The following is a 21,051-nucleotide window of genomic DNA, read 5'->3' as shown; positions in this document are numbered from 1 at the left end:
CATGCAATTCGAAAGGAAACCAATGTACATCGCCATGAACCGCTTCAAGGTCCAGAACGGCTCGGAAGAAGCCTTCGAGGACGTCTGGAAGAACCGCGATTCCAGCCTCTCGGAAATGAAAGGCTTCAAGGAGTTCCATTTGCTGCGCGGCCCGGTCAACGATACCGAGGGCTACACGCTGTTTGCCTCGCACACGGTCTGGGCGAGCCAGGAGGATTTCGTCGCCTGGACGAAGTCGGAAAACTTCCGCGCCGCCCATCGCAACGCCGGCGGCTCGAAGGTTCATTACCTCGGCCACCCTCAGTTCGAAGGGTTTTCGGTCGTCGAAGGCGCATGAAACGCGCCTCCCAACTTCGTCATCCCAGGGCGAAGCAGGAGCGTAAGCTCCGTCGCGGAGACCCTGGGATCCATTCCGTGACCTTTATCAAAAAGTGCAAGCGGAGTAGAATTCTGCATCGCCGCAACGCTCACATGTAACGGAATGGATCCTTGGGTCTACGCGGTGCGCTTCGCTTCCCGCTCCGCCCAAGGATGACGATCGCGATAGGCGTCGGCCAATCCCCGCCACATGCCTAGCCGACTGACCAAAATCGCCGTGCTGGAGAGCTATGCTGCAGCCAGCAGGCTGGCGTTCCCTCCTGCCGCCGTCGTGTCGACGCAGACCGCGCGCTCATGCGCGTAGGCGGCCGGGTTGAGCACCTCGCTGACCAGCGGCACGATCGGCCCGGCGCGGTCGGCGATCACCTTGCGCACGATGCGCGCCGCTTCCGGCGTGCCGGAGAAGGCGACGACATCGACGCGCAGTGAGCGCGCCTCGACCGGGTCCGGCCGGCCGTCGATGGCCGCCAGCGGCAGGCCCTTGCCGGTCAGCGCCGAGAGTGCTGCCGGCGCGCCCGGCGCCACCGCCAGCACCGCATTGCCGGCGGCAAGCGCCTGGATCGTCTGGGCAAGCAGCGTCTCGGCATCAGGGCCGAGGCAAAGCACCCGGCCGCGTGGCGCCAGCGACAAAGTGTTGGCCTCGCCGGTCGGTCCAGGCAGGTCGACCTGGCCGAAATCGAGGCTGGCGGCCGCGGCGATCGCTGCCGCGCCCTTACCGCGCAGATGCTTCCTCAGGATCGCGACGCGGTCCGGCCGCGTCGACCAGCCGCCCAGTGCCGGGTCCGGCAGATTGTCGGCAAGCTCCGTCGCGGTCACCTTGTGGCCATCGGCGACCTCGGTTCCGGCCTCAGGCCCCTTGCGGAAACGACGCAGGTAATGCGGTCCGCCGGCCTTCGGGCCGGTGCCAGAAAGCCCCTCGCCGCCGAAGGGCTGCGAGCCGACCACGGCACCGATCTGGTTGCGGTTGACATAGATGTTGCCGGCATGGATGCCGTCGACGAAATGCTGAACGCGGCCCTCGATGCGCGTGTGCAGGCCGAAGGTGAGCCCATAGCCCTTACGGTTGATGGCGGCGATGACCTGGTCGATCTCGTCGGCATCGAAAGTCGCGACATGCAGCACCGGGCCGAACACCTCGCGCTCCATCTCCTCGATGCCCTTGACGCGGAAGACATGCGGGGCGACGAAGCGGCCGGTGGCCGGCGCTTCCAATTTCGCGACCAGCCGGCCTTCCAGCCCCTTCTTCTTGCAATAATCGCTGATCGAAGCCTGCGCCTCGTCGTCGATGACCGGGCCGACATCGGTCGAGATGGCCCAAGGATTGCCCACGTTGAGCGCTTCCATGGCGCCCTTCAGCATCTCCAGCATCTTCTTCTCGACGTCCTTCTGGACGTAGAGCACGCGCAATGCCGAGCAGCGCTGGCCGGCGCTCTGGAAGGCCGACGCCAGGATGTCGCGCACCGCCTGCTCCGGCAGCGCGGTGGAATCGACGATCATCGCGTTCAAGCCGCCGGTCTCGGCGATCAGCATCGCATCGGGCGCCGCGGTCTCGGCCAGTTGCTTCTCGATCAGCTTGGCGACCTCGGTCGAGCCGGTGAAGCAGACGCCCGCGATGCGAGGGTCGGCGGTCAGCGGGGCGCCGACCGTGGGGCCATCGCCCGGCAGAAGCTGGATGACATCCTCCGGTACGCCGGCCTCGCGCAGCATTTCGACGGCGCGGAAGGCGATCAGCGGCGTCTGCTCAGCGGGCTTGGCGATCACCGAATTGCCGGTGACCAAAGCCGCGGCGATCTGGCCGGCGAAGATCGCCAGCGGGAAATTCCACGGCGAGATGCAGACGATCGCGCCGCGCGCTTCGGTGCCTGCCTCGGCATTGGCCGCCTCGGCCGCGTAATAGCGCAGGAAATCGACCGCCTCGCGCACCTCGGCGACGTCGTCGGCCAGCGACTTGCCGGCCTCACGGGTGGCGAGAGCGAAGAACTCGGGCGCGTTGGCCTCGTAGAGGTCGGCGGCACGGTTGAGGATCGCGGCGCGCTCGGCAACCGGACGCTTCGCCCAGGCGGGTTGCGCGTCGACGGCGATCCGCACGGCGGTCGCCACCTGCTTAGCCGCCGCCTCATGCACCGTGCCGACGACCTCGTCGGGCTTGGCCGGATTGACGATCTGGCGCGGCTTGCCGTAGCCGCCGGCGCGCGTCACCGGCCTGGCGTGCCAGCGATCCGCTCCGGCGAATTCCGCCCTCGCCTTGTCGATGGCCGCGAGCGTCACCGGATCGGTAATGTCGAAGCCTTTCGAGTTGCGGCGGCCGGCGCCGAAGATCGCGGCGGGACGCGCGATCGCGGGGTTGGCGGCAGGCCCCTGGGTCTCGACGGCCTCGAGCGGATCGCGCGCGATCTCCTCGGGCTCGACCTCCTCGTCGGTCAACTGATGGACGAAGGAAGAGTTGGCGCCGTTCTCCAGCAGCCGCCGCACCAGATAGGCGAGCAGGTCGGAATGCGCGCCGACTGGCGCATAGATGCGGCAGCGCGTGCCTTCGGTCTGCCGCACCGTCTCGTGCAGCGCCTCGCCCATGCCGTGCAGGCGCTGGAACTCGAAGCTGTCGCGGTCCTTCGCCATCGACAGGATCGCGGCCACCGTGTGCGCGTTGTGCGTGGCGAATTGCGGGTAGATGCGATCGGTCATCGATAAAAGCTTCTTCGCGCAGGCGATATAGGAAACGTCGGTGTTCACCTTGCGGGTGAAGACCGGATAGCCCGTGAGGCCGAGCGTCTGCGCCCGCTTGATCTCGGTGTCCCAATAGGCGCCCTTGACCAGCCGCACCATGATCCGGCGGTCATATTTCTTCGCCAGCGCATAGAGCCAGTCGATGGCGAAAGCCGCGCGCGGGCCGTAGGCCTGGACGACAACCCCGAAACCGTCCCAGCCGGCGAGCTCCGGCTCGGCCAGCACGCGTTCGATGACGTCGAGCGACAGGTCGAGCCGGTCTGCCTCCTCGGCATCGATGTTGAGGCCCATGCGTGAATGCCGGGCAGCAAGCGCCAGCGACAGAAGCCGCTCGGCCATCACCGGCAGCATGGTCTCGCGCTGCGCCACCTCGTAGCGCGGATGCAGCGCCGAGAGCTTGACCGAAATGCCGTGATTGTAGCGGATGTCGGGGCCGTTCGAGCCGGCATCGAGCGACGAGATCGCATCCGCATAGGCGCGGTGGTAGCGCAGCGCGTCGGCCTCGGTGCGGGCGGCCTCGCCCAGCATGTCGAAGGAATAGAGATAGCCCTTCTGCGTCATCGGTCGGCCGCGCTTGACGGCCTCGGCGATGGTGCGACCGAGCACAAACTGCTCGCCCATCTCGCGCATCGCCGCGGCGACCGCCTTGCGGATCACCGGCTCGCCCAGCCTGCGCACCATGGCGCGCAGCGTGCCTTCGATGCCGCCCTCACCTTCGTCGAGCACGCGGCCGGTGAGCATCAGAGCCCAGGTCGAGGCGTTGACGAAGATCGAGCTTGAGCCGCCCGAATGCGCTGACCAGTCATGCGGCGCGATCTTGTCGGCGATCAAATCATCCATCGTCTCGGTGTCGGGCACGCGCAGCAGCGCCTCGGCCAGGCACATCAGAGCCACGCCTTCCTTGGTCGACAGGCCGTAGGCCGAGAGGAAGACCTCCATCAGCCTGGGATCGGTCGAGCCGCGCACCGCGCGCACCAGATCGGCCGCGCGGGCCGAGATTGCCTTGCGCTCTTCCGCCGAAAGTCCCGCCGCCGCCGACAGGCGTTTCACCGCCTCGTCTTCATCGGGCAAATAATTGGCGCGGATCTGCTGGCGGATGGCGGCGAGCGGCATGTCGGGTCCATGAAAGCGAGCGTGAACGTACGATCTGGCGGCCGCCGGACCGAATGGCGCAAGCTAGCACAGCTACGAATTTCAGTCGGTCCAAAGAAATCGACAAGGTAGGCCAATTAAACTATCATGGAGGCCGAATTCCTATCATTTCGGCTGCCAAATCGATGATCGAAGATCAATTGGACCGCATCGACCGCAACATCCTGTCGGCGCTCGGGCGCGACGGCAGGCTTTCGATGTCCGAACTGGCTTTGAAGGTCGGCCTGTCGAAGACGCCGGTGCAGGCGCGCGTGAAACGATTGGAGAAGGACGGCTATATCCGAGGCTACCGCGCCGTCATCGACCGCGAACGCATGGGCGAAGGCCATGTCGCCTTCGTCCAGGTAAAGCTTTCGGACACGCGCTCGGCGGCGCTCGACGCTTTCAACCGCGCGGTCCAGGGCGTGCCCGAGATTGAGCAGTGTCATATGATGGCCTCGAGCTTCGATTATCTGCTGAAGGTCCGCACCACCGACATCGCCGCCTACCGCCGCGTGCTCGGCGAGCGCATCTCGGCCCTCCCCCACGTCGCCCAGACGTCTACCTTCGTGGCGATGGAGACGGTCAAGGATCGCTGACCTTACTCCGACAGTGTTTTCAGGAATGCCACCAGCGCCGCCCGCTCGCGTTCGGACAGATCGAGCGGGTGCACTTCCGATACGCCTTCAACGCTGGGCGGCGCCTTCGAATAATGCGCCACCACTTCATCGAGTGTCGAGAACTGGCCGGCATGCATGTACGGCGGACGATCCGCCGCGTCCCTGAGCGACGGCGTCTTGTAGGCGCGCATGGTTTGCGGACCATTCTTGACCATGAAGCGCAGCTCGCGGCAGGCGCTCTCGTCGCCGTCGCGGAATTTGCCGAGGCAGTTGAACGGGTCGGCCTCGACCTGCGCCACCGCATCGACGCGCCCGCGGTCCGGCGGCAGGCCGTCGACCGGCGGCACGCCGGTGTTGTGGAAGGCGCTGTCGGTGAAGCGCGGACCATTGTGGCAGGTCACGCAATTGGCCTTGCCGATGAACAGTTTCAGCCCGAGGATCTCTTCCGGCGAGAACGCCGCGTCTCCTTCTGGCTTGGCGCCGGTCGCCAGATCGATGGCGAAGCGGTCGAAGCGCGTCTGCTGAGGTTCGATCGAGCGCTCGAAGGCGGCGATCGCCTTGCCGATATTGGCGTAGACTCGGTTGACATCGTCCTGCTGAGAGGCGGGCATCGCGTTCCACGCCGCCTTCTCGGCGTCGCTGCCGAGCGGGCTGGCATTGGCCGGCACGGTGGAAAGGTCCGGCAGCAGCCCAAAAATGCGCTCGTAGCGCTCGCCGAACCGCTTCTTGATGTAGTGCGCGAAGGCTGCCCGGTTGCCGGCCTGCTCCAGCGGGTTTTCAAGCGGCGTCAGCGCCTGCGCCCACAGGCTGTCGCGCCTGCCGTCCCAGAAGTACCATGGATTGCGCGCCACACCCGCCAGCGGCATGGTGCGGCGGTTGGTGTGGCCGACGCCGACCGCCTGCGGCAGGTCGTCCTGGAACTGGCGGTCGATCTTGTGGCAGGTCGAGCACGAGACCGTGCGGTCGCGGCTCATGCCGACATCGAAGAACAGCGTCGAGCCAAGCGCGGCGGCCGCAGGCATATCCGCATACTGGTTCGTGGTGTCGGGTTTCAATGATGGCAGCGTGTTCAGCGCCAAAGACGCGATGGTCTTCTTCTCAGCGTCGCTGAATTGCGGCTCGCCGCAGCCACCCAGCAAAGCGAGAGCGGCCAAAGCCAGCAGGCATGCAACGCTCGTCAGACGACTCATCGAACGCTCACAACACGACGTTGAAGACGACGGAATCGGAACCCGCCGCCGCCGAGATACCGAAGTGCAGCTGCCACCAGCCGCTCATCGTGAATTTCACGCCGTCGATGCGGTAGCGCCCCTCGCCAAGATAATCGGTCGCCTGCGGACTGGTCGGCAGGCCGTGATTGTGCTGCGGCATCCCGCCGGAAACGGTGATGGCCGCCCCCTCCACCGGCGCGCCGGCGGCGGTCTTCAGCGTCAGCAGCCAGGATTGCAGCTCGCCCTGCCGGATGACGCCGCGCTCCGGCTCGAAGCTCGCGACGAACAGCCCGTTCGCCGTCTTCTTGGAGCGCGACAGGTCCGGACCGGACGCCGAATGCGGCAGCGTCAGATAGACGACGGCCACGATGCCGACCAGCAACGCGGCCAGGCCGAGCCCCGCAAGGATGTAACGCCATATCGATGCCAAACCCGTTCCTCTTCGGCTGCTAACGTCGCGGGCCGCTCGCCGCGTCCCGCCCTGCCTGTGGGAAATCGTTTCTGGCGCAAAATTCGCCGCCAGCCAAGCATGGCGCTGCCGGCCGCAAAAAGCTACAGCAACAAGACCTTAAGAAGGATAGAACCACATGGCCGCCAAGGGTATCGCGTCGATCGGCGAATGCATGATCGAATTGTCGGGACAGACCGGCGACAGCTGGCGCATGGGCTTTGCCGGCGACACCTTCAACACGCTGTGGGCATTGCACGCGCTGAGCCCGGAGCACCCCGCTACTTATGTCTCGGCCTTCGGCGACGATCCCTTCTCGCGCGACCAGATCGCCTTCTTCGGCCAGAACGGCATCGGCATAGGCAACAGTCCGGTCATTGCCGGCGCGCGCCCTGGCCTTTATGCAATCACGCTCACCGGAGCCGAGCGCGCCTTCACCTACTGGCGAAGCGACGCGGCCGCGCGCCAGCTCGCCTCCGATCCGGCGGCGCTCGCGAAAAGCCTTCAAAACCAAGCGCTTGTCTATTTTTCCGGAATCACCCTGGCAATTCTGGACGAGGCCGCGCGGAAAACCTTGCTGACGGCCATAGGTGCGGCCCGGGCCGCCGGCTCGCTCGTCGCCTTCGACCCAAATTACCGGCCGCGTCTGTGGCCGAGCCGCGAGGCAGCCCAGGCCGCTACCCTGGAGGCGCTTGCCGTGGCCGACATCGCGCTGCCGACCTTTCCGGACGAACAGATGCTGTTCGGGGATCCGACGCCGCAGGCGACGGCGGAGCGCCTAGGCGAGCTGACCGGCGAGGTCGTGGTCAAGAATGGCGAGCAGCCGGCCCTGATCGCGCTGAACGGCGCTTCGCAAACCGTGGACGCGGTGCACGTGGCCGCCCCGGTCGACACCACGGGGGCCGGCGATTCCTTCAACGGCGGCTATCTTGCCGCGCGGCTTGCCGGCCACGCGCCTGCCGACGCGGTGCGCCGCGCGCATAAAGTCGCCGCCGCGGTCGTGCAGGTTCGCGGCGCGCTTGCTCCATTCGCGACGTTGAGGGCAGCATTCGACAGTTAAGCGCCGTCGAAGCTTTAGCGCACATTACTTCAATATCGAAAAACCTTAAGGCAACCGGAACCGGTATTCCGTCACCTGATGATAGATCTGCCCGGGCCACAGCGTCGCCTGCGGGAAATAGGGCCGGTTCGGCGCGTCCGGCCAGGTCTGCGCTTCGAGGCAGAGGCCTGAAAACGCCTTGTAGTGGCGACCGTCGAGCCCCGGCGATGTCGGCGCGACGAACTGGCCGCTATAGAGCTGCAGGCCGGGCTCGGTGGTCCAGACTTCCATCTCGACGCCGGAATTGGCGCCTTGCACCCAAGCAGCCTGGTGCAGCGGTCCACGGCTGGAGGCGAGGCAGTAATTCAGGTCGTATTGAAGCTGCTCGCCCTCCATTTCCATGCGCAGCGCCCGCGCCTGCCGGAAATCGAAAGGTGTGCCGTCGACCGGCTTCACGACACCTGTCGGGATCATCTCGTCATCGACGGGCGTGTAGGCGCCGGCGTTGAGCATCAGCCGATGGTCGAGGATGTCGCCGGCGCCGCCATCGTCGAGGTTGAAATAGGAGTGCTGCGCCAGATTGCAGAGCGTCGGCTCCTCGCAAGTCGCGGTCAGTTCCATGCTGAGCGTGCCGGGGATCTTCAGCCGGTAAGTGCAGGTGACGTCGAGCGCGCCGGGAAAACCCATCGCGCCGTCCGGATCGTGCAGCGTCAGCGTCACGAAATCGCGGCCATGCAGCGAGACGGTCCATGGCCGGTGGAAAAAGCCTTCCGAGCCGCCATGCAGCGTGTGCTTGCCGAGAAAATTCTGCTCGGTCTGGTAGCGCTGGCCGGCAATGGTGAAACGGCCGCCGCCGATGCGGTTGGCGAAGCGGCCGACCACGGCGCCGAAGAAGGCGCGGTCGGTCTCGTAAGGTTCGAAGCGGTCGTAGCCCAGCACCAGCGGCGCGTCGTGGCCGTTCAGTCGAAGATCCTGGACGATCGCGCCCAGTCCGATGATGTTGGCGGTCAAGCCGCCGCCCCGGATCGTAAACCGGCGTACGGCCTCGCCCGCCTGCGTCGTGCCGAAGACCTCGCCGTCCTTCATCGCCATGCCCGAAATGTAAGTTGTCGATCAATGGATTTAGGCCGGCTATGAACGATCCGGCAAGGGCAGGCTCAGGCAATTCCAGATGTCTGACTGTTTTTCGACCGGGATTTCGCTGAACCAAACAGATAGAGCCGCCCATCGTTTCAGTGAAACGATGGGCGGCTCTTCAAAACCTATCCAGTACGGCCGGTCGATATCATAGCCCCAGGCCGCCGAAGCAGGCATATTTGGTGTCGAGATAGTCCTCGATGCCCTGATGCCCGCCTTCGCGGCCGAGACCCGATTCCTTGACGCCGCCGAACGGCGCCTCCGGCGTGGTGATCAGGCCTTCATTGACGCCGACCATGCCGTATTTCAGACCTTCCATGACCCGGAAGGCTAGGCCGAGATTGCCGGTATAGAAATAAGCGGCGAGGCCGAATTCGGTGTCATTGGCCAAGGCCACGGCCTCTTCCTCGGTCTCGAACTTGAACACGGGCGCGATCGGTCCAAAAATCTCTTCCTTCATGAAGCGCATGTTCGGCGTGGCGCCGGAGATCACTGTCGGCTGGAAGAACGATCCGCCCAGCGAATGGCGCTTGCCGCCGGCGACGACCTTGCCGCCCTTCGAAGTGGCGTCGGAGATGAATTCCTCGACCTTCTCGACCGCCTTCTCGTCGATCAGCGGTCCCTGCTGCACGCCTTCCTCGAGGCCCGAGCCGACCTTGAGGTTGTTGCTGGCGGCGGCGAGCTTCTCGACGAACTGGTCATAGATGCCTGCCTGGACGAGGAAGCGGTTGGTGCACACGCAAGTCTGGCCGGAATTGCGGTACTTCGCGGTGATGGCGCCGGCCACCGCGCGGTCGACGTCAGCGTCGTCGAAGACCAGGAACGGCGCGTTGCCGCCGAGCTCCATCGACACTTTCTTGACCGTCGTGGCGGACTTCTGGATCAGAAGCTTGCCGATCTCGGTCGAACCGGTGAAGGTGATCTTCTTGACCAGCGGATTGGTGCAGAGTTCGTCGCCGATCTCGCCGGCCGAGCCGGTCACGACGTTGACAACGCCCTTGGGGAAGCCGACTTCCTCGACCAGCGCGCCCCAAGCGAGGCCCGAATAAGGCGTCTGCGAGGCAGGCTTCACCACAGCCGTGCAGCCGGCGGCCAAGGCCGGGCCGATCTTGCGGGCGAGCATCGAGGACGGGAAGTTCCATGGCGTGATGGCGGCGATGACGCCGACCGGCTCCTTGGTCACCAGGATGCGGCGGTCGCCCCATGGCGACGGCACAATGTCGCCATACACCCGGCGGCCTTCCTCGGCGAACCAAAGGATGTAGGCCGCGGACGAGCCGATCTCGCCCTTGGATTCGGTGAGCGACTTGCCCTGCTCGATGGTCAGCAGCTCGGCCAGCACGTCCTGATTGTCCATCATCGCGTCATGCAGCTTGCGCAGCAGTTTCGAGCGCTCGAGCGCCGTGGTCTTGCGCCAGCTCTTGAAGGCTTCCTCGGCAGCCTCGATGGCGCGGCGGGTCTCGGCCTTGCCGGCCTTCGGCACGGTGCCGATCTTCAGGCCCGTCGCCGGATTGTTGACGTCGATGGTCTGGCCGCTGTCGGCCTGCACCCATTCACCATTGATGAGATTGGCCTGGCGCATGAAATGGCTGGTTTTCTGAAGCATGTCTGGCCTCCGTTCGGCGCGCTGATCGGCCGTTTTTCTGGATATCCTTTGAAGCGTGCCCAAGGGGCGCACGCCGACGCATTGCTCTTACCTAGGGAAAGGCAGGCAAGCAATCACAAGATGGCATATAGGGGTTGGGCCAGCAAAAGCGAGCCGCGTTCGACGACTCTATCCGAAGACGTGGATCACCACCGTCAACCAGAACGACGTGGTCAGCACCGCACTCGCCGTGGCAAGCGTCATCTGGTTCGAGGCCAGCGCCTGGCCGGTGTTGAACTGGACGGCGATCAGGTAGGAATTGATGCCCGACGGCAGCGCCGCGGCGACGATCGCGACCTTGGAGGTCAGCGGCGGCAGACCGAGCAGCCAGACGAAGACCAGCACCAGCGCCGGCATCAGGAACAGCTTCAGCACCGACAGCGCCAGCGCCGGCCGGATATTGCCGGAGATGCCGAAGCGGCGCAGGCTGAGCCCCATGGCGAACAGCGCCACCGGGCCTGCCGTATCGGCGAGCGTGTCGACCAGCCGCTCGACGAGGTCCGGCAGCGGCGCGCCGGTGAGGCGCCAGGCGAGCCCTGCCAGGATGCCGATGATCAGTGGATTGATGAACAGGCGCCTGAGGAAGCTTTTGACAACGCGCAGCGGGTGCACCGCCTCGCCGCTGCCGCGCCCGAACATCTCGAACAGCACGATCGAGGCCATCATCATAATCGGCAGGTGGACCGAGACCAGCAGCGACAGCACCTCGAAGCCGCTGGCGCCGAATAGGCCCAGGATGAAAGGGGCGCCTAGCAGCACGACGTTGGAATAGGCCGAGGACACGCCGCCGACGATCCCCGCGCGTGCGTCCCGACCAAACAGCCGCGTCGTGACCAGATGGCCCGCGGCCCAGGTGATGGCGACGGCAGCGAAATAGGCGCCCCACAGCGACCATGGCGCCACACCGTGGAAATCCGACTTGACCATGGTTTGGAACAGAAGCAGCGGCATCGCCACATTGACGGCGAATTCGGAAATGCCCTCCCCGCTCGCCGGCTTCAGATAGCCGGTCAGCCCGGCCAGATAGCCGAGCGCCACGAGGCTGAAGACGAAGAGGACGGTTTCGGTGAGTGGAGTCATTTTGCGGGCGGAGACATTTTTCCCGTGATAGGCGAGCCCCGGCCGGTGTGCAATTGGCGCCGCACGCTGATCTCCGGCGCCTCTGCTTGTTTTCCGGACGGCTTTGCGATCCCTATATGCCGATCACGGCCTCGGCCCGTCCGGGCCGCCATAGGACTTCAAATGCTGCGACTTGTTCTGGCGCTTTTTCTCCTGGTTGTTCCGAGCCTTGCCCACGCGACCGATGCCGGCTGGGCGCTGCTGCGCGACGGTGGCCATGTCGTGCTGCTTCGCCATGCCTTCGTCACCGGGGCGACCGACCCGGCCAATTTTGACATCGGCAATTGCGCCACCCAGCTCAATCTGTCGGAGCGCGGCAAGCAGCAGGCAAGCCGCATCGGCGCGCTGTTCGCGGCGCGCGCGGCCCCGATCGACCATGTCCTCTCCAGCCGCTACTGCCGCTGCCTCGATACTGCCCGCATCGCTTTCGAATCCGAGCCGCAGCCCTTCGCGCCGCTCGACCTGCTGAAGACCGATCCGGCTGAGAAAGCCGCCCAGATGGCGGCAATCATGAAGGAGATCCGCGGCTATTCGGGATCGGACAATCTGGTGCTGGTCACGCATCTCGAAAACATCGAAGCGCTTGCCGGCGTGGCGCCTCGCGAGGGCGAGGCCGTGGTCGTGGCGCCGGACGGCGACGGCCTCAAAGTGCTGGGGCGCGTCACTTTCTAAGGGATCGCGCCGGTCAGTGTTGCCGAAATACAACTCCCGTAAGGAGCCGCAAATTTGCCGCCATAATGCCGCTTGCGACAACCCGTCGCAGGGTCTATAGGCGCGCTCCCGGTCACGAAAACCGAAGCGAGTACAACGGTTGGAGCTTTCGCCTCCGCCCGTGCAGGCGGCTTTGCCGCTCTGTATACGGCGCCGTTTCGGGTGTTGGGATCGCCGATGTAGCTCAGAGGTGAGAGCGCCGGATTTGGGTCCGGAGGTCGAGGGTTCGAGTCCCTTCATCAGCACCACGGATAGCTCAGCGGGTAGAGCATCAGATTTGTAATCTGACTGTCGAAGGTTCGATTCCTTCTCCAACGGCCTGATAAGCCGACACCTTCAGGTGGTGTTATCCAAAACGGTCCGGGGACCGGAATGCGAGGACTTCACGGACGGCAGGGCTTCGGCCTCGCCGGGCGGCGAAGTTCTGCGCCATCGGCGCGCGGCCAGGCCCGCGGTGACGATCAAGGCGCGGCGCGGCCGGCAAGGGAAGCTTCGGCTTCCTGCGCCCGCTTCGCCGCCCCGCGATCCGCTCCCGAAGGCCCGCTTCGCGCGGATGCCACCGGTCCCCGGATCATTCGTGCCCAGGAGCTGTGAAGAGACGACGTGAAACGAGAAACGAAAAGGATGATCGACGCATGACGTGACGCCTCGCATGGGGCCATGCCCGACAGGAGTAAGACAATGAAGACCATTCTCGAAAAGGCTCTTGGACGCCAGCGCGTCCTCGTAAAGGAAAATGAGCGTGCCGTCGCCCTCTACAAGGGCGAGATCCAGGCCATCCTGATGCCGGGCGAACATTGGCTCGCCAACCGGCGCGGCAACCTGGAAATCTCCAGGCACGACCTGAAGAACCCGGAATTCGTTTCGGCTTACGAGAAGGCATTGTTCGACAAGCTCCCGGACGTGGCCGCGCGTCACTTCACCGTCGTCCGCACTGGACGCATGGAGATCGCCGTGGTCGAGCGCGACGGCGCGCTGCATTCTGTGCTGTCGCCCGACCGCAAGCTCGTGCTGTGGACGGATGCCGGTCCGTGGAAGGTCACGACCGTTGACACGGCGGCCGATCTCGCCATCGATCCGGCGCTGATGCGCCGGCTTGGCCAGGCGCGGAAGACGGAACACATGTTCCTCAACCCGGTTGTGGACGGCCAGGTCGGGCTGCTCTTCGTGGACGGTGTGCTCGTTCGCACGCTTGAAGCGGGCGTGCATGCCTTCTGGAACGTCGGCCGCATGGTCCAGGTGAAGGTCGTCGACATCAAGCGCCAGTCGCTCGATGTCGCCGGGCAGGAAGTGCTGACCAGGGATCGCGTGACGATCCGCGTCAACATCGCCGCCGAATACCGGGTCGTCGACCCGGTCAAGGCGGTGAGCACGGTGAAGGACTTCTCAGAAGCCCTCTACCGCGCCCTGCAGTACGCCTTCCGCAAGACGCTCGGCGCGCTCACGCTCGACCAGATCCTCGACAAGAAGGTCACGGTCGACGAGGACGCGGCGGCCAAGGTGCGCGACGACATGGCCGCGATCGGCGTCGAGGTCAGCGACATCGCTCTCAAGGATGTGATCCTGCCGGGCGACATGCGCGAGATCCTCAACCAGGTGGTTTCGGCCGAGAAGCAGGCCGAGGCCAACGTCATCCGCCGCCGCGAGGAGACGAACGCCACGCGTTCGCTGCTCAACACGGCCAAGGTGATGGCCGAGAACCCGGTGATGCTGCGGCTGAAGGAGCTCGAGGCTCTGGAGGCCATCGCCGGCAAGGTCGAGCGGCTCACCGTCCACAACGGGACGGACGGGCTGCTCAACGATCTGGTCAAGCTCCGCGACTGATGCATGTCGCCCAGCTGACGCAGCGTAAAATGGGAAGGGCCGCCGGTTCGAACGGCGGCCCTTCTTGCGTTCCCAAAGGCGGCGTCCCATCTGCTCCCGGCGCATCAGGCCTTTTCCTGCCGGGAAAAACCGACTAGACAGCGCCCAAAGCAAGATGCGGACAGATTCCGCCCGCAACCCGAAGGAAGAGCCCTTGTCCACCACGTTCGAGAAAGTCGCCAAGATCATTGCCGATACCAGCGAGATCGATATCGACACCATCACGCCCGAGAGCCACACGATCGACGATCTCGGCATCGACAGCCTCGATTTCCTCGACATCGTCTTTGCCATCGACAAGGAATTCGGCATCAAGGTGCCGCTGGAAAAGTGGACGCAGGAGGTCAATGACGGCAAGGCCTCGACCGACGATTACTTCGTCATGAAGAACCTGTGCGCCAAGATCGACGCGCTGGTCGCGGCCAAGAACGCCTGATGTCCACGGCGAGCGCGAACTTGACGCGCTCCGCGCATGACCCCGAAATCGGCATCGATTTTCGGAAAGGATCATGCGCAAAATCAAAAAGTCGCCTGCCCCACAACGGCCGCCCATGAGTTCCCACGACGTCGTCATCACCGGCATCGGCCTTGTCTCCTCGCTTGGAGAGGGCCCGGATGCCCATTGGCAAAAGCTTACGCAGCCTGGGTTCCAGCCGGTGCTGGATGCGGAGCGTTTCGCCCCCTATACCATTCATCCCCTGCCTGAGATCGACTGGAACCTGCAGATCGCCAAGCGCGGCGACCAGCGCCAGATGGAAACCTGGCAGCGTCTCGGCACCTATGCCGCCGGCCTTGCGCTGGACGATGCGGGAATCAAGGGCAATGACGAGCTTTGCACGACCATGGACATGGTGGTGGCGGCCGGTGGCGGCGAGCGCGACGAGGCCGTCGACGCCGCGATCCTTGCGGCTTCCGAAACCCGCAACGACCGCGACGTGCTGCTCAACGAGAAGCTGACCACGGAACTGCGGCCGACTTTGTTCCTGGCCCAGCTCTCCAACCTGCTCGCCGGCAACATATCGATCGTCCACAAGGTCACCGGTTCCTCCCGCACCTTCATGGGCGAGGAAGGCGCCGGCGTCTCGGCCGTCGAGACGGCCGCCGCGCGCATCCGCTCGGGACAGTCGACCCATGTTCTGGTCGGCGGCGCCTTCCAGACCGAGCATTCAGACATGCTGCTCGGCTATGAGCTTGCTGGCTACCTGCATCGCGGCCCCTGGAAGCCGGTCTGGCAGCGCCAGGGCTCAGAAGGCGGCGGCGTGGTCACCGGTTCAGGCGGCGCTTTCCTGGTCCTGGAGCAGCGCGAGCACGCGAAAAGCCGCGGCCGAAGGATCTATGCCGAGCTCGGCCCCATCGTGTCCGGCCGCGCCAGACGACGCCTGGGCGAGTTGGATGCCGAGGTCGTGGCCCTGCTGAAGCAGGCCGAATTGCCCGCCGGCGAACTGCTGACGATATCCGGCGCTTCGGGCGCCCATGCAGCCACGGCCGCGGAGAAAGCGGCGCTCGACGCCAATCCGGCGCTCGCCGTGCGCGGCTTCTCGACGCTGACCGGCCATATGAAGGAGGCGCAATTCCCCTTCGCCGTTGCCCTCGCGGCCATGGCGATCGACCGCAAGGGCGGTTACCCCGTTTTCGATGCCGCAGCCGAGAAGCCGTTTGACGGTGCGCCGAAGACAGTCCTTGCAACGGCGATCGGCTATCACCAATTCGAGGGCATGGGGCTGATCAAAGCGGCCTGAGTACCATCGAGGCTGTCAGGACAAAACATGGCCAATCTCAAAGACCACATGGGCAGGCCGGTCGTGGCCGTCACCGGCATCGGCGTCGTGACGTCGCTGGGCGTCGGCAAGACCGACAACTGGGCGGCGCTGACGTCCGGCAAATCCGGCATCCATCCGATCACCCGCTTTCCGGTCGATCACCTCAACACCCGCATTTCCGGCATGGTCGACTTCCTGCCGTCGAGCTCGAAGGGCGCAAGCCACCTCACTTACGAACTGGCCGAGACCGCGGCCCAGGAAGCCGTGTCGGAAGCAGGCCTCGATTCCGGCGATTTCGGCGGCCCGCTGTTCCTCGCCTCGCCGCCGGTCGAGCTCGATTGGGCCGACCGTTTCTCGCTCTACAATTCCGACAAGAAGGATGGCGGTTCCGAGAGATTGCTGCGCGTCGCCCGCGCGTTGAAGGAGCTCGACATCTTCGAAACCACTCAGTTCGGGTCGATCGCCGACCGCCTGGCCGACCGCTTCGGCACGCGCGGCCTGCCGATAACGCTCTCGACCGCATGCGCTTCAGGCGCCACCGCCATCCAGCTCGGCGTCGAGGCGATCCGGCGCGGCGAATGCGACAAGGCGCTGTCGATCGGCGCCGACGGCTCGGCGACGGCCGAGGCGCTGATCCGCTTCTCGCTGCTTTCTGCCCTGTCCACCCATAATGACATCCCGGAAAAGGCGTCGAAACCCTTCTCCAAGGATCGCGACGGCTTCGTGCTCGCCGAAGGATCTGGCGCGCTGGTGCTGGAATCGCTGGAAGCCGCCCTGGCCCGCGGCGCGACGATCCTCGGCATCATGCGCGGCTGCGGCGAAAAGGCGGACGATTTCCACCGCACCCGCTCCAAGCCCGATGCGTCGCCGGCGATCGCGGCGGTGCGCGCCGTCCTTGCCGATGCGGGCATGAGCGAGGACGAGATCGAATATGTCAACGCGCACGGCACCTCGACGCCGGAAAACGACAAGATGGAGCATCTGTCGCTGTCCACCGTGTTCGGCGAGCGTATCGGCTCGATGCCGGTCTCGTCGAACAAGTCGATGATCGGCCACACGCTGTCGGCCGCCGGCGCGGTCGAGGCCGCCTTCTCGCTGATGACCATGCGCGAAAGCGTCATCCCGCCGACCATCAATTACGACAATCCGGATCCGGCTATTGTCCTCGACGTGGTGCCGAACAAGAAGCGCAACGCCGAGGTCGGCACGGTTTTGTCGAACTCTTTCGGCTTCGGCGGCCAGAACACCTGCCTTGTCATGGCGCGGGAACCGGTCTAAGCGGACGTTTTCCCGCTTTTGACAACTGACAGGCCCTATGCGCGCATTGCAACTTATCGAGGACCGCCGTCTCGAAACGGTGGACCTGCCGTCTCCCCCGCCGCCTTCGCTCGGCGAAGTGACGCTGCGCATCAAGGCGGTGGCGCTCAACCATATCGACGTCTGGGGCTGGCGCGGCATGGCTTTCGCCAAACGCAAGCTGCCGCTGGTCGTAGGCGCCGAAGCTTCCGGCGAGGTCGAGGCGATCGGTCCAGGAGTCTCCAACCTGCTGCCGGGGCAGTTGGTGTCGATCTACGGCGCGCGCACCTGCGGGCTGTGCCGCGCCTGCCGGGAAGGCCGCGACAATCTCTGCGAGCACGTTTCCGGCGTCCACGGCTTCCATCTTGATGGCTTCGCCCAGGAAAAGATCAACCTGCCGGCGCGCCTGCTGGTACCCGCTCCTCCCGGCGTCACCGAGATCGGCGCGGCAGTCGCGCCCGTGACTTTCGGCACGGTCGAGCACATGCTGTTCGACAACGCCAAGCTGGAACCCGGCGAGACCATCCTCGTTCATGCCGGCGGCTCCGGCATCGGCACCGCCGCCATCCAGTTGGCCAAGAAGATGGGCTGCACGGTCATCACCACGGTCGGCTCGAACGACAAGATCGACAAGGCGAAGGCGCTCGGCGCCGACCATGTCATCAACTACCGTGAGGACCGCTTCGAGGGCGTCGTGCGCAAGCTGACGAAGAAGAAAGGCGTCGACGTCGTCTTCGAGCATGTCGGCGCCGACACCTTCGCCGGCTCGATGCTGTCCCTGAAGCGCGGCGGCCGCCTCGTCACCTGTGGTTCGACCTCGGGCGTGTCGACCCAGGTCAATCTGATGCAGCTCTTCCAGCAGCAGCTGAAGCTGCTCGGTTCCTTCGGCTGCCGCATGGAGAACATGGCCAACGCCATGCAGAAGATGGCCGCCGGTCTCGTCGCCCCCGTCATCGATACCGAGGTGGGTTTCGACGACATCGATGCGGCGCTGAAGCGCATGGAAGGCCGCGACGTCTTCGGCAAGATCATCCTGCGCGTCTCCTAAAGCAGTTCCAGGAAAGGCGGATGGTCGGCAACGCGCTCAGGAAAGCCCGCCGGGACTTCATGTTCCGCTACGGCCTGCGGCTGCGCCAGATGGAGCACTGGCTGGTCGCCAGGCTCGCCATGGTGTTGCTGTCGCTGCTGCGCCTGTTGCCGCCGGACAGCGCGCTCAACTTCGCCGACCGCGCCGCCCGCCGGGTCGGTCCGATGGTCGGGCGCCACCGGGTCGCGGTCAACAATCTGCGCCTGGCCTATCCGCAAAAGAGCGACGCCGAAATCGAGGCCATCGCACGCGACATGTGGGGCAACATGGCCCGCCTGGCGGCCGAATACATCTTCCTCGATGCATTGTTCGACTTCGACCCGGACGCTTCGAAGCCGGGCCGGGTCGAGGTTCGCGGCATCGAGCATTTCGTCGCGATCGCCGGCGAGAAGAAGCCTCACATCCTCTTCACCGGTCATCTCGGCAATTTCGAGCTGCTGCCGGTGGCCGCGGCCACGTTCGGCATGAACATCACCGCGCTGTTTCGCCCGCCGAACAATCCTTATCTCGCCGATTACATCCATTCGACGCGCCGCTCCTCGATGGGCGCGCTGCTGCCCTCCGCCGCCGGAGCCTCCTTCGCCCTCGCCGCTATCCTGGAAAAGGGCGGCAATATCGGCGTGCTGGTCGATCAGAAATTCTCAGGCGGCGTCGAGACGACTTTCTTTGGCCGCCCATGCCAGACCAACCCGATGCTTGGCATGTTGGCCCGCCACTACGACTGCGATGTCTACCCCGCCCGCTGCGTCAGGCTGCCGGGCAACCGCTTTCGTCTGGAGATCGAGGACAAGCTGGACCTGCCGCGTACCGAGGACGGCAGCGTCGATGTCGACGCCACCACCCAGCTTCTCACCGATGTGGTCGAGCGCTGGGTGCGTGAGGACCCAGGACAGTGGATGTGGTTCCACAAGCGCTGGGAAATCAGCGGCCGCCGCCGCAAGCGGCAAAGGCAGACCAAAGAAATCGGTTAGAAGCCCACGAAACCCATGGGCGGTTTTCCGTCCGGAATTACCTCGAGGTAGAGCGGTTCGCTATATCTGTAAAACGCTCTCATTCCGTCTGGATCAGCGGCCGAATGCCGTGGGCGAACTCAACCGGGGACGCTACGCCGCGTACGGAAGCGCCCCCGCGGTTCTGGATTGGAGCCCTCAAAGCGGAGCGGGGATGGTGAAATTCGGCCGGAACGTATCCATGGTGGCACCGTTGCGATCCTCGGAGAGCAAGGTGTCCGAACCGAAGCTTGCCCGCAGACCAACCACATATTTGTGGATGTTCACACTCCCGGAACTTTCCGAGAAGGTCAGGTGATCCAGTTGGTAGCGGCCAAACACCGACCAAGGAGTCCCCGAGAATCTGTAGGTAGCCTGCAACGCCGCCGTGACGGTGTCGAAATGTCCGCCAAAGCCGGACAGCCGCGAGAAGCCGAGTTCACCATCGAAGCGAAGGTTGTCCTGCGCGAAATATCTCACGACGCCACGGCCGCCCCAATTGTCGAAATGTTCGGACTCGCCGCTGGCGCGCAACTGCCCGTAGTAGGCCTGACCGTAGAGTGTCACGTTGCCGAAATAAGCCTGAGCCTCGGGACCGACGGTGAAAGTGTAAAGACCTGCGTCGCCTATACCCTCGTCACCGTCATATCCGTTGATGGTCGCAAAGCCGCCGAGCGCATACGAACTCGGATCGCGCCAGTAGCCGTGGACGGCGCCGCCATAGCTATAGATGTTGGTTCCTTCCACCCACAGCGAATCGATCAGCGCGTCGGTCTGGATGTTCCAGCGGGCGTCGATCGGGAAATTGATCCGAGCCGCGCCGCCGGCGGCCGTGCCGTTTGCGTCATCCCCGGGCGTCGAGAAATGAAGGCCGCCAAGATAAATCTCACCGTAGCCGGAAATATGAGGCTGTTCGAGTTGCTGGTCCAGAACGACCGGCGCGTCAGCGGCGAAAGCCGATGTTGCCGTTGCCACGATCGCGGCACTGAGAAAAAGGCGATGCATCCAAATACCCCCAAGCGATCAGAAATTTGAGGTCCTGCTTCTACCACCGCAGCATTGCATGGGCCAGGTTCAGCACTGCGGCGGACGGCGCAAACCCTTGTTTTTCGTGGCATGTGAGGCATTGCTGCAACGCCAGGCGGCGGCAATCGCCGCCTGCGCAACGAGCCTCTTCAGCACCTCAGTTGGTCACGACGATCCGCGTGTTGCCGAAGCCGGCTTCCTTGACCATCGCGTAGAACGTCGCGGCGTTGGCCGGATGCAGGCGCACGCAGCCATGCGACGCCGGGCGCCCGAGATGTCTCACCGCCCCGGTACCGTGAATGGCGTAGCCGCCGTGGAAGAACACGGAATACGGCATCGGCGAGTTGTCATACTTGCGCGAATACCACATCCGGGCAGTCCATTGCGGCCGGTAGCTGCCGCGCGGCGTGAAATAGCCAGGTCGCGCCGTCGATACGCTCCAGCGGTAGAGCACCTGGCCATATTTGCTGACGGTCATGGTCTGCGACGAGACGTCGATATTGGCGACCAGGTTGGCTGCCCGGCTTGCGACGGACATGCCGAACAACGCTGTCGCCAGCACGGTTGCCATGAGAACGAACTTTTTCATGCGATCAAACCCCTTTGATTGCCCCTGCCATTGACGCGGTTTTTCCATCTTTTTGCCGGCAGATGCGTTAAGTACCACACACTCCTTGACGAATCCGCCAATCCAATCCGATGAATTTGAACGATTTTCCCGGCATGGTTGCCGCCTCGACACGCACCCTCTGAAGTTTAAGCGCGAGCGTTGGGCCATTCCCCCGATCGTCGTGCGGCAATGTGCGACTGGTTGCTTGCAAAAGTGCTGCGTTCCTTCTTCAATCCACCGAATGAGTGAACGACTTC

General features: G+C 64.6%; 18 protein-coding genes and 2 tRNA genes. 12 read left to right on the top strand and 8 right to left on the bottom strand.

From position 1 onward, the window contains the following. Positions 1-22 precede the first annotated feature (22 nt). Complete coding sequence (locus tag EJ069_RS04875; RefSeq protein ID WP_126060327.1) at positions 23-337, top strand: antibiotic biosynthesis monooxygenase; 315 nt, start codon at positions 23-25, stop codon at positions 335-337. A 269-nt stretch (positions 338-606) separates the two neighbouring features. On the opposite strand, the gene putA is transcribed toward EJ069_RS04875, so the two are convergent. Then, complete coding sequence (putA, locus tag EJ069_RS04870; RefSeq protein ID WP_126060326.1) at positions 607-4,215, bottom strand: bifunctional proline dehydrogenase/L-glutamate gamma-semialdehyde dehydrogenase PutA; 3,609 nt, start codon at positions 4,213-4,215, stop codon at positions 607-609. A gap of 164 nt (positions 4,216-4,379) precedes the next feature. Between putA and EJ069_RS04865 the strand changes: the two genes are divergently transcribed. Further along, positions 4,380-4,832 (top strand): Lrp/AsnC ligand binding domain-containing protein, encoded by a 453-nt coding sequence (locus tag EJ069_RS04865; RefSeq protein ID WP_126060325.1) that lies wholly within the window; start codon positions 4,380-4,382, stop codon positions 4,830-4,832. Positions 4,833-4,834: 2 nt separating this feature from the next. Here the strand turns inward: EJ069_RS04865 and EJ069_RS04860 are convergent, their stop codons facing one another. Continuing rightward, positions 4,835-6,043: a cytochrome c peroxidase gene (locus EJ069_RS04860; RefSeq protein ID WP_126060324.1), complete on the bottom strand. Its 1,209-nt coding sequence runs from the start codon at positions 6,041-6,043 to the stop codon at positions 4,835-4,837. A gap of 7 nt (positions 6,044-6,050) precedes the next feature. After that, the gene (locus EJ069_RS04855) at positions 6,051-6,494 is read right to left on the bottom strand and encodes a FixH family protein (RefSeq protein WP_126060323.1); all 444 of its coding nucleotides are present in this window, start codon (positions 6,492-6,494) and stop codon (positions 6,051-6,053) included. A gap of 157 nt (positions 6,495-6,651) precedes the next feature. Here EJ069_RS04855 and EJ069_RS04850 point away from each other — a divergent pair, with 157 nt between their 5' ends. After that, the gene (locus tag EJ069_RS04850) at positions 6,652-7,572 is read left to right on the top strand and encodes a sugar kinase (RefSeq protein ID WP_126060322.1); all 921 of its coding nucleotides are present in this window, start codon (positions 6,652-6,654) and stop codon (positions 7,570-7,572) included. Between the two features lie 45 nt (positions 7,573-7,617). Here EJ069_RS04850 and EJ069_RS04845 read toward each other — a convergent pair whose 3' ends face one another. The 3 genes from EJ069_RS04845 to EJ069_RS04835 form a co-directional block, all read right to left on the bottom strand. Then, positions 7,618-8,643 (bottom strand): aldose epimerase family protein, encoded by a 1,026-nt coding sequence (locus EJ069_RS04845; RefSeq protein ID WP_126060321.1) that lies wholly within the window; start codon positions 8,641-8,643, stop codon positions 7,618-7,620. Positions 8,644-8,836: 193 nt separating this feature from the next. Next, positions 8,837-10,294: an NAD-dependent succinate-semialdehyde dehydrogenase gene (locus tag EJ069_RS04840; RefSeq protein WP_126060320.1), complete on the bottom strand. Its 1,458-nt coding sequence runs from the start codon at positions 10,292-10,294 to the stop codon at positions 8,837-8,839. Between the two features lie 168 nt (positions 10,295-10,462). Beyond that, positions 10,463-11,413, bottom strand: a complete 951-nt coding sequence (locus tag EJ069_RS04835) for an AEC family transporter (protein ID WP_126060319.1) — start codon at positions 11,411-11,413, stop codon at positions 10,463-10,465. Positions 11,414-11,575: 162 nt separating this feature from the next. On the opposite strand from EJ069_RS04835, the gene EJ069_RS04830 reads away from it, so the two are divergent. From EJ069_RS04830 to EJ069_RS04790, 9 genes are all read left to right on the top strand, one after another. Next, entirely contained in the window at positions 11,576-12,124 is a 549-nt protein-coding gene (locus EJ069_RS04830) for a histidine phosphatase family protein (RefSeq protein ID WP_126060318.1), read from the top strand. A gap of 212 nt (positions 12,125-12,336) precedes the next feature. Continuing rightward, positions 12,337-12,411 (top strand) — tRNA-OTHER (locus EJ069_RS04825). 1 nt (position 12,412) lies between these two features. Continuing rightward, a tRNA-Thr gene (locus EJ069_RS04820) sits at positions 12,413-12,478 on the top strand. A 366-nt stretch (positions 12,479-12,844) separates the two neighbouring features. Next, positions 12,845-13,987 carry a slipin family protein gene (locus EJ069_RS04815; protein WP_126060317.1) on the top strand — a complete coding sequence of 381 codons (1,143 nt, stop codon included), beginning with the start codon at positions 12,845-12,847 and terminating at the stop codon, positions 13,985-13,987. A 193-nt stretch (positions 13,988-14,180) separates the two neighbouring features. Continuing rightward, complete coding sequence (locus tag EJ069_RS04810) at positions 14,181-14,462, top strand: acyl carrier protein (protein ID WP_040981809.1); 282 nt, start codon at positions 14,181-14,183, stop codon at positions 14,460-14,462. Between the two features lie 115 nt (positions 14,463-14,577). Further along, positions 14,578-15,765 (top strand): beta-ketoacyl-ACP synthase, encoded by a 1,188-nt coding sequence (locus EJ069_RS04805; RefSeq protein WP_126060316.1) that lies wholly within the window; start codon positions 14,578-14,580, stop codon positions 15,763-15,765. Positions 15,766-15,792: 27 nt separating this feature from the next. Next, a complete protein-coding gene (locus EJ069_RS04800; RefSeq protein WP_126060315.1) occupies positions 15,793-17,064 on the top strand; it encodes a beta-ketoacyl-ACP synthase in 1,272 nt (423 codons plus the stop codon). Positions 17,065-17,101: 37 nt separating this feature from the next. Further along, positions 17,102-18,130 (top strand): zinc-binding dehydrogenase, encoded by a 1,029-nt coding sequence (locus tag EJ069_RS04795; protein ID WP_126060314.1) that lies wholly within the window; start codon positions 17,102-17,104, stop codon positions 18,128-18,130. Between the two features lie 20 nt (positions 18,131-18,150). Further along, positions 18,151-19,140: a lipid A biosynthesis lauroyl acyltransferase gene (locus EJ069_RS04790; protein ID WP_126060313.1), complete on the top strand. Its 990-nt coding sequence runs from the start codon at positions 18,151-18,153 to the stop codon at positions 19,138-19,140. A 177-nt stretch (positions 19,141-19,317) separates the two neighbouring features. Here the strand turns inward: EJ069_RS04790 and EJ069_RS04785 are convergent, their stop codons facing one another. Continuing rightward, positions 19,318-20,163, bottom strand: a complete 846-nt coding sequence (locus tag EJ069_RS04785; RefSeq protein WP_126060312.1) for a hypothetical protein — start codon at positions 20,161-20,163, stop codon at positions 19,318-19,320. A 178-nt stretch (positions 20,164-20,341) separates the two neighbouring features. Then, entirely contained in the window at positions 20,342-20,773 is a 432-nt protein-coding gene (locus EJ069_RS04780; RefSeq protein WP_126060311.1) for a L,D-transpeptidase, read from the bottom strand. Positions 20,774-21,051: the final 278 nt, after the last annotated feature.

This window comes from Mesorhizobium sp. M2A.F.Ca.ET.043.05.1.1 (genome assembly GCF_003952445.1).
Taxonomy (GTDB): domain Bacteria; phylum Pseudomonadota; class Alphaproteobacteria; order Rhizobiales; family Rhizobiaceae; genus Mesorhizobium.
This window is presented reverse-complemented; position numbering and strand designations above follow the sequence as displayed.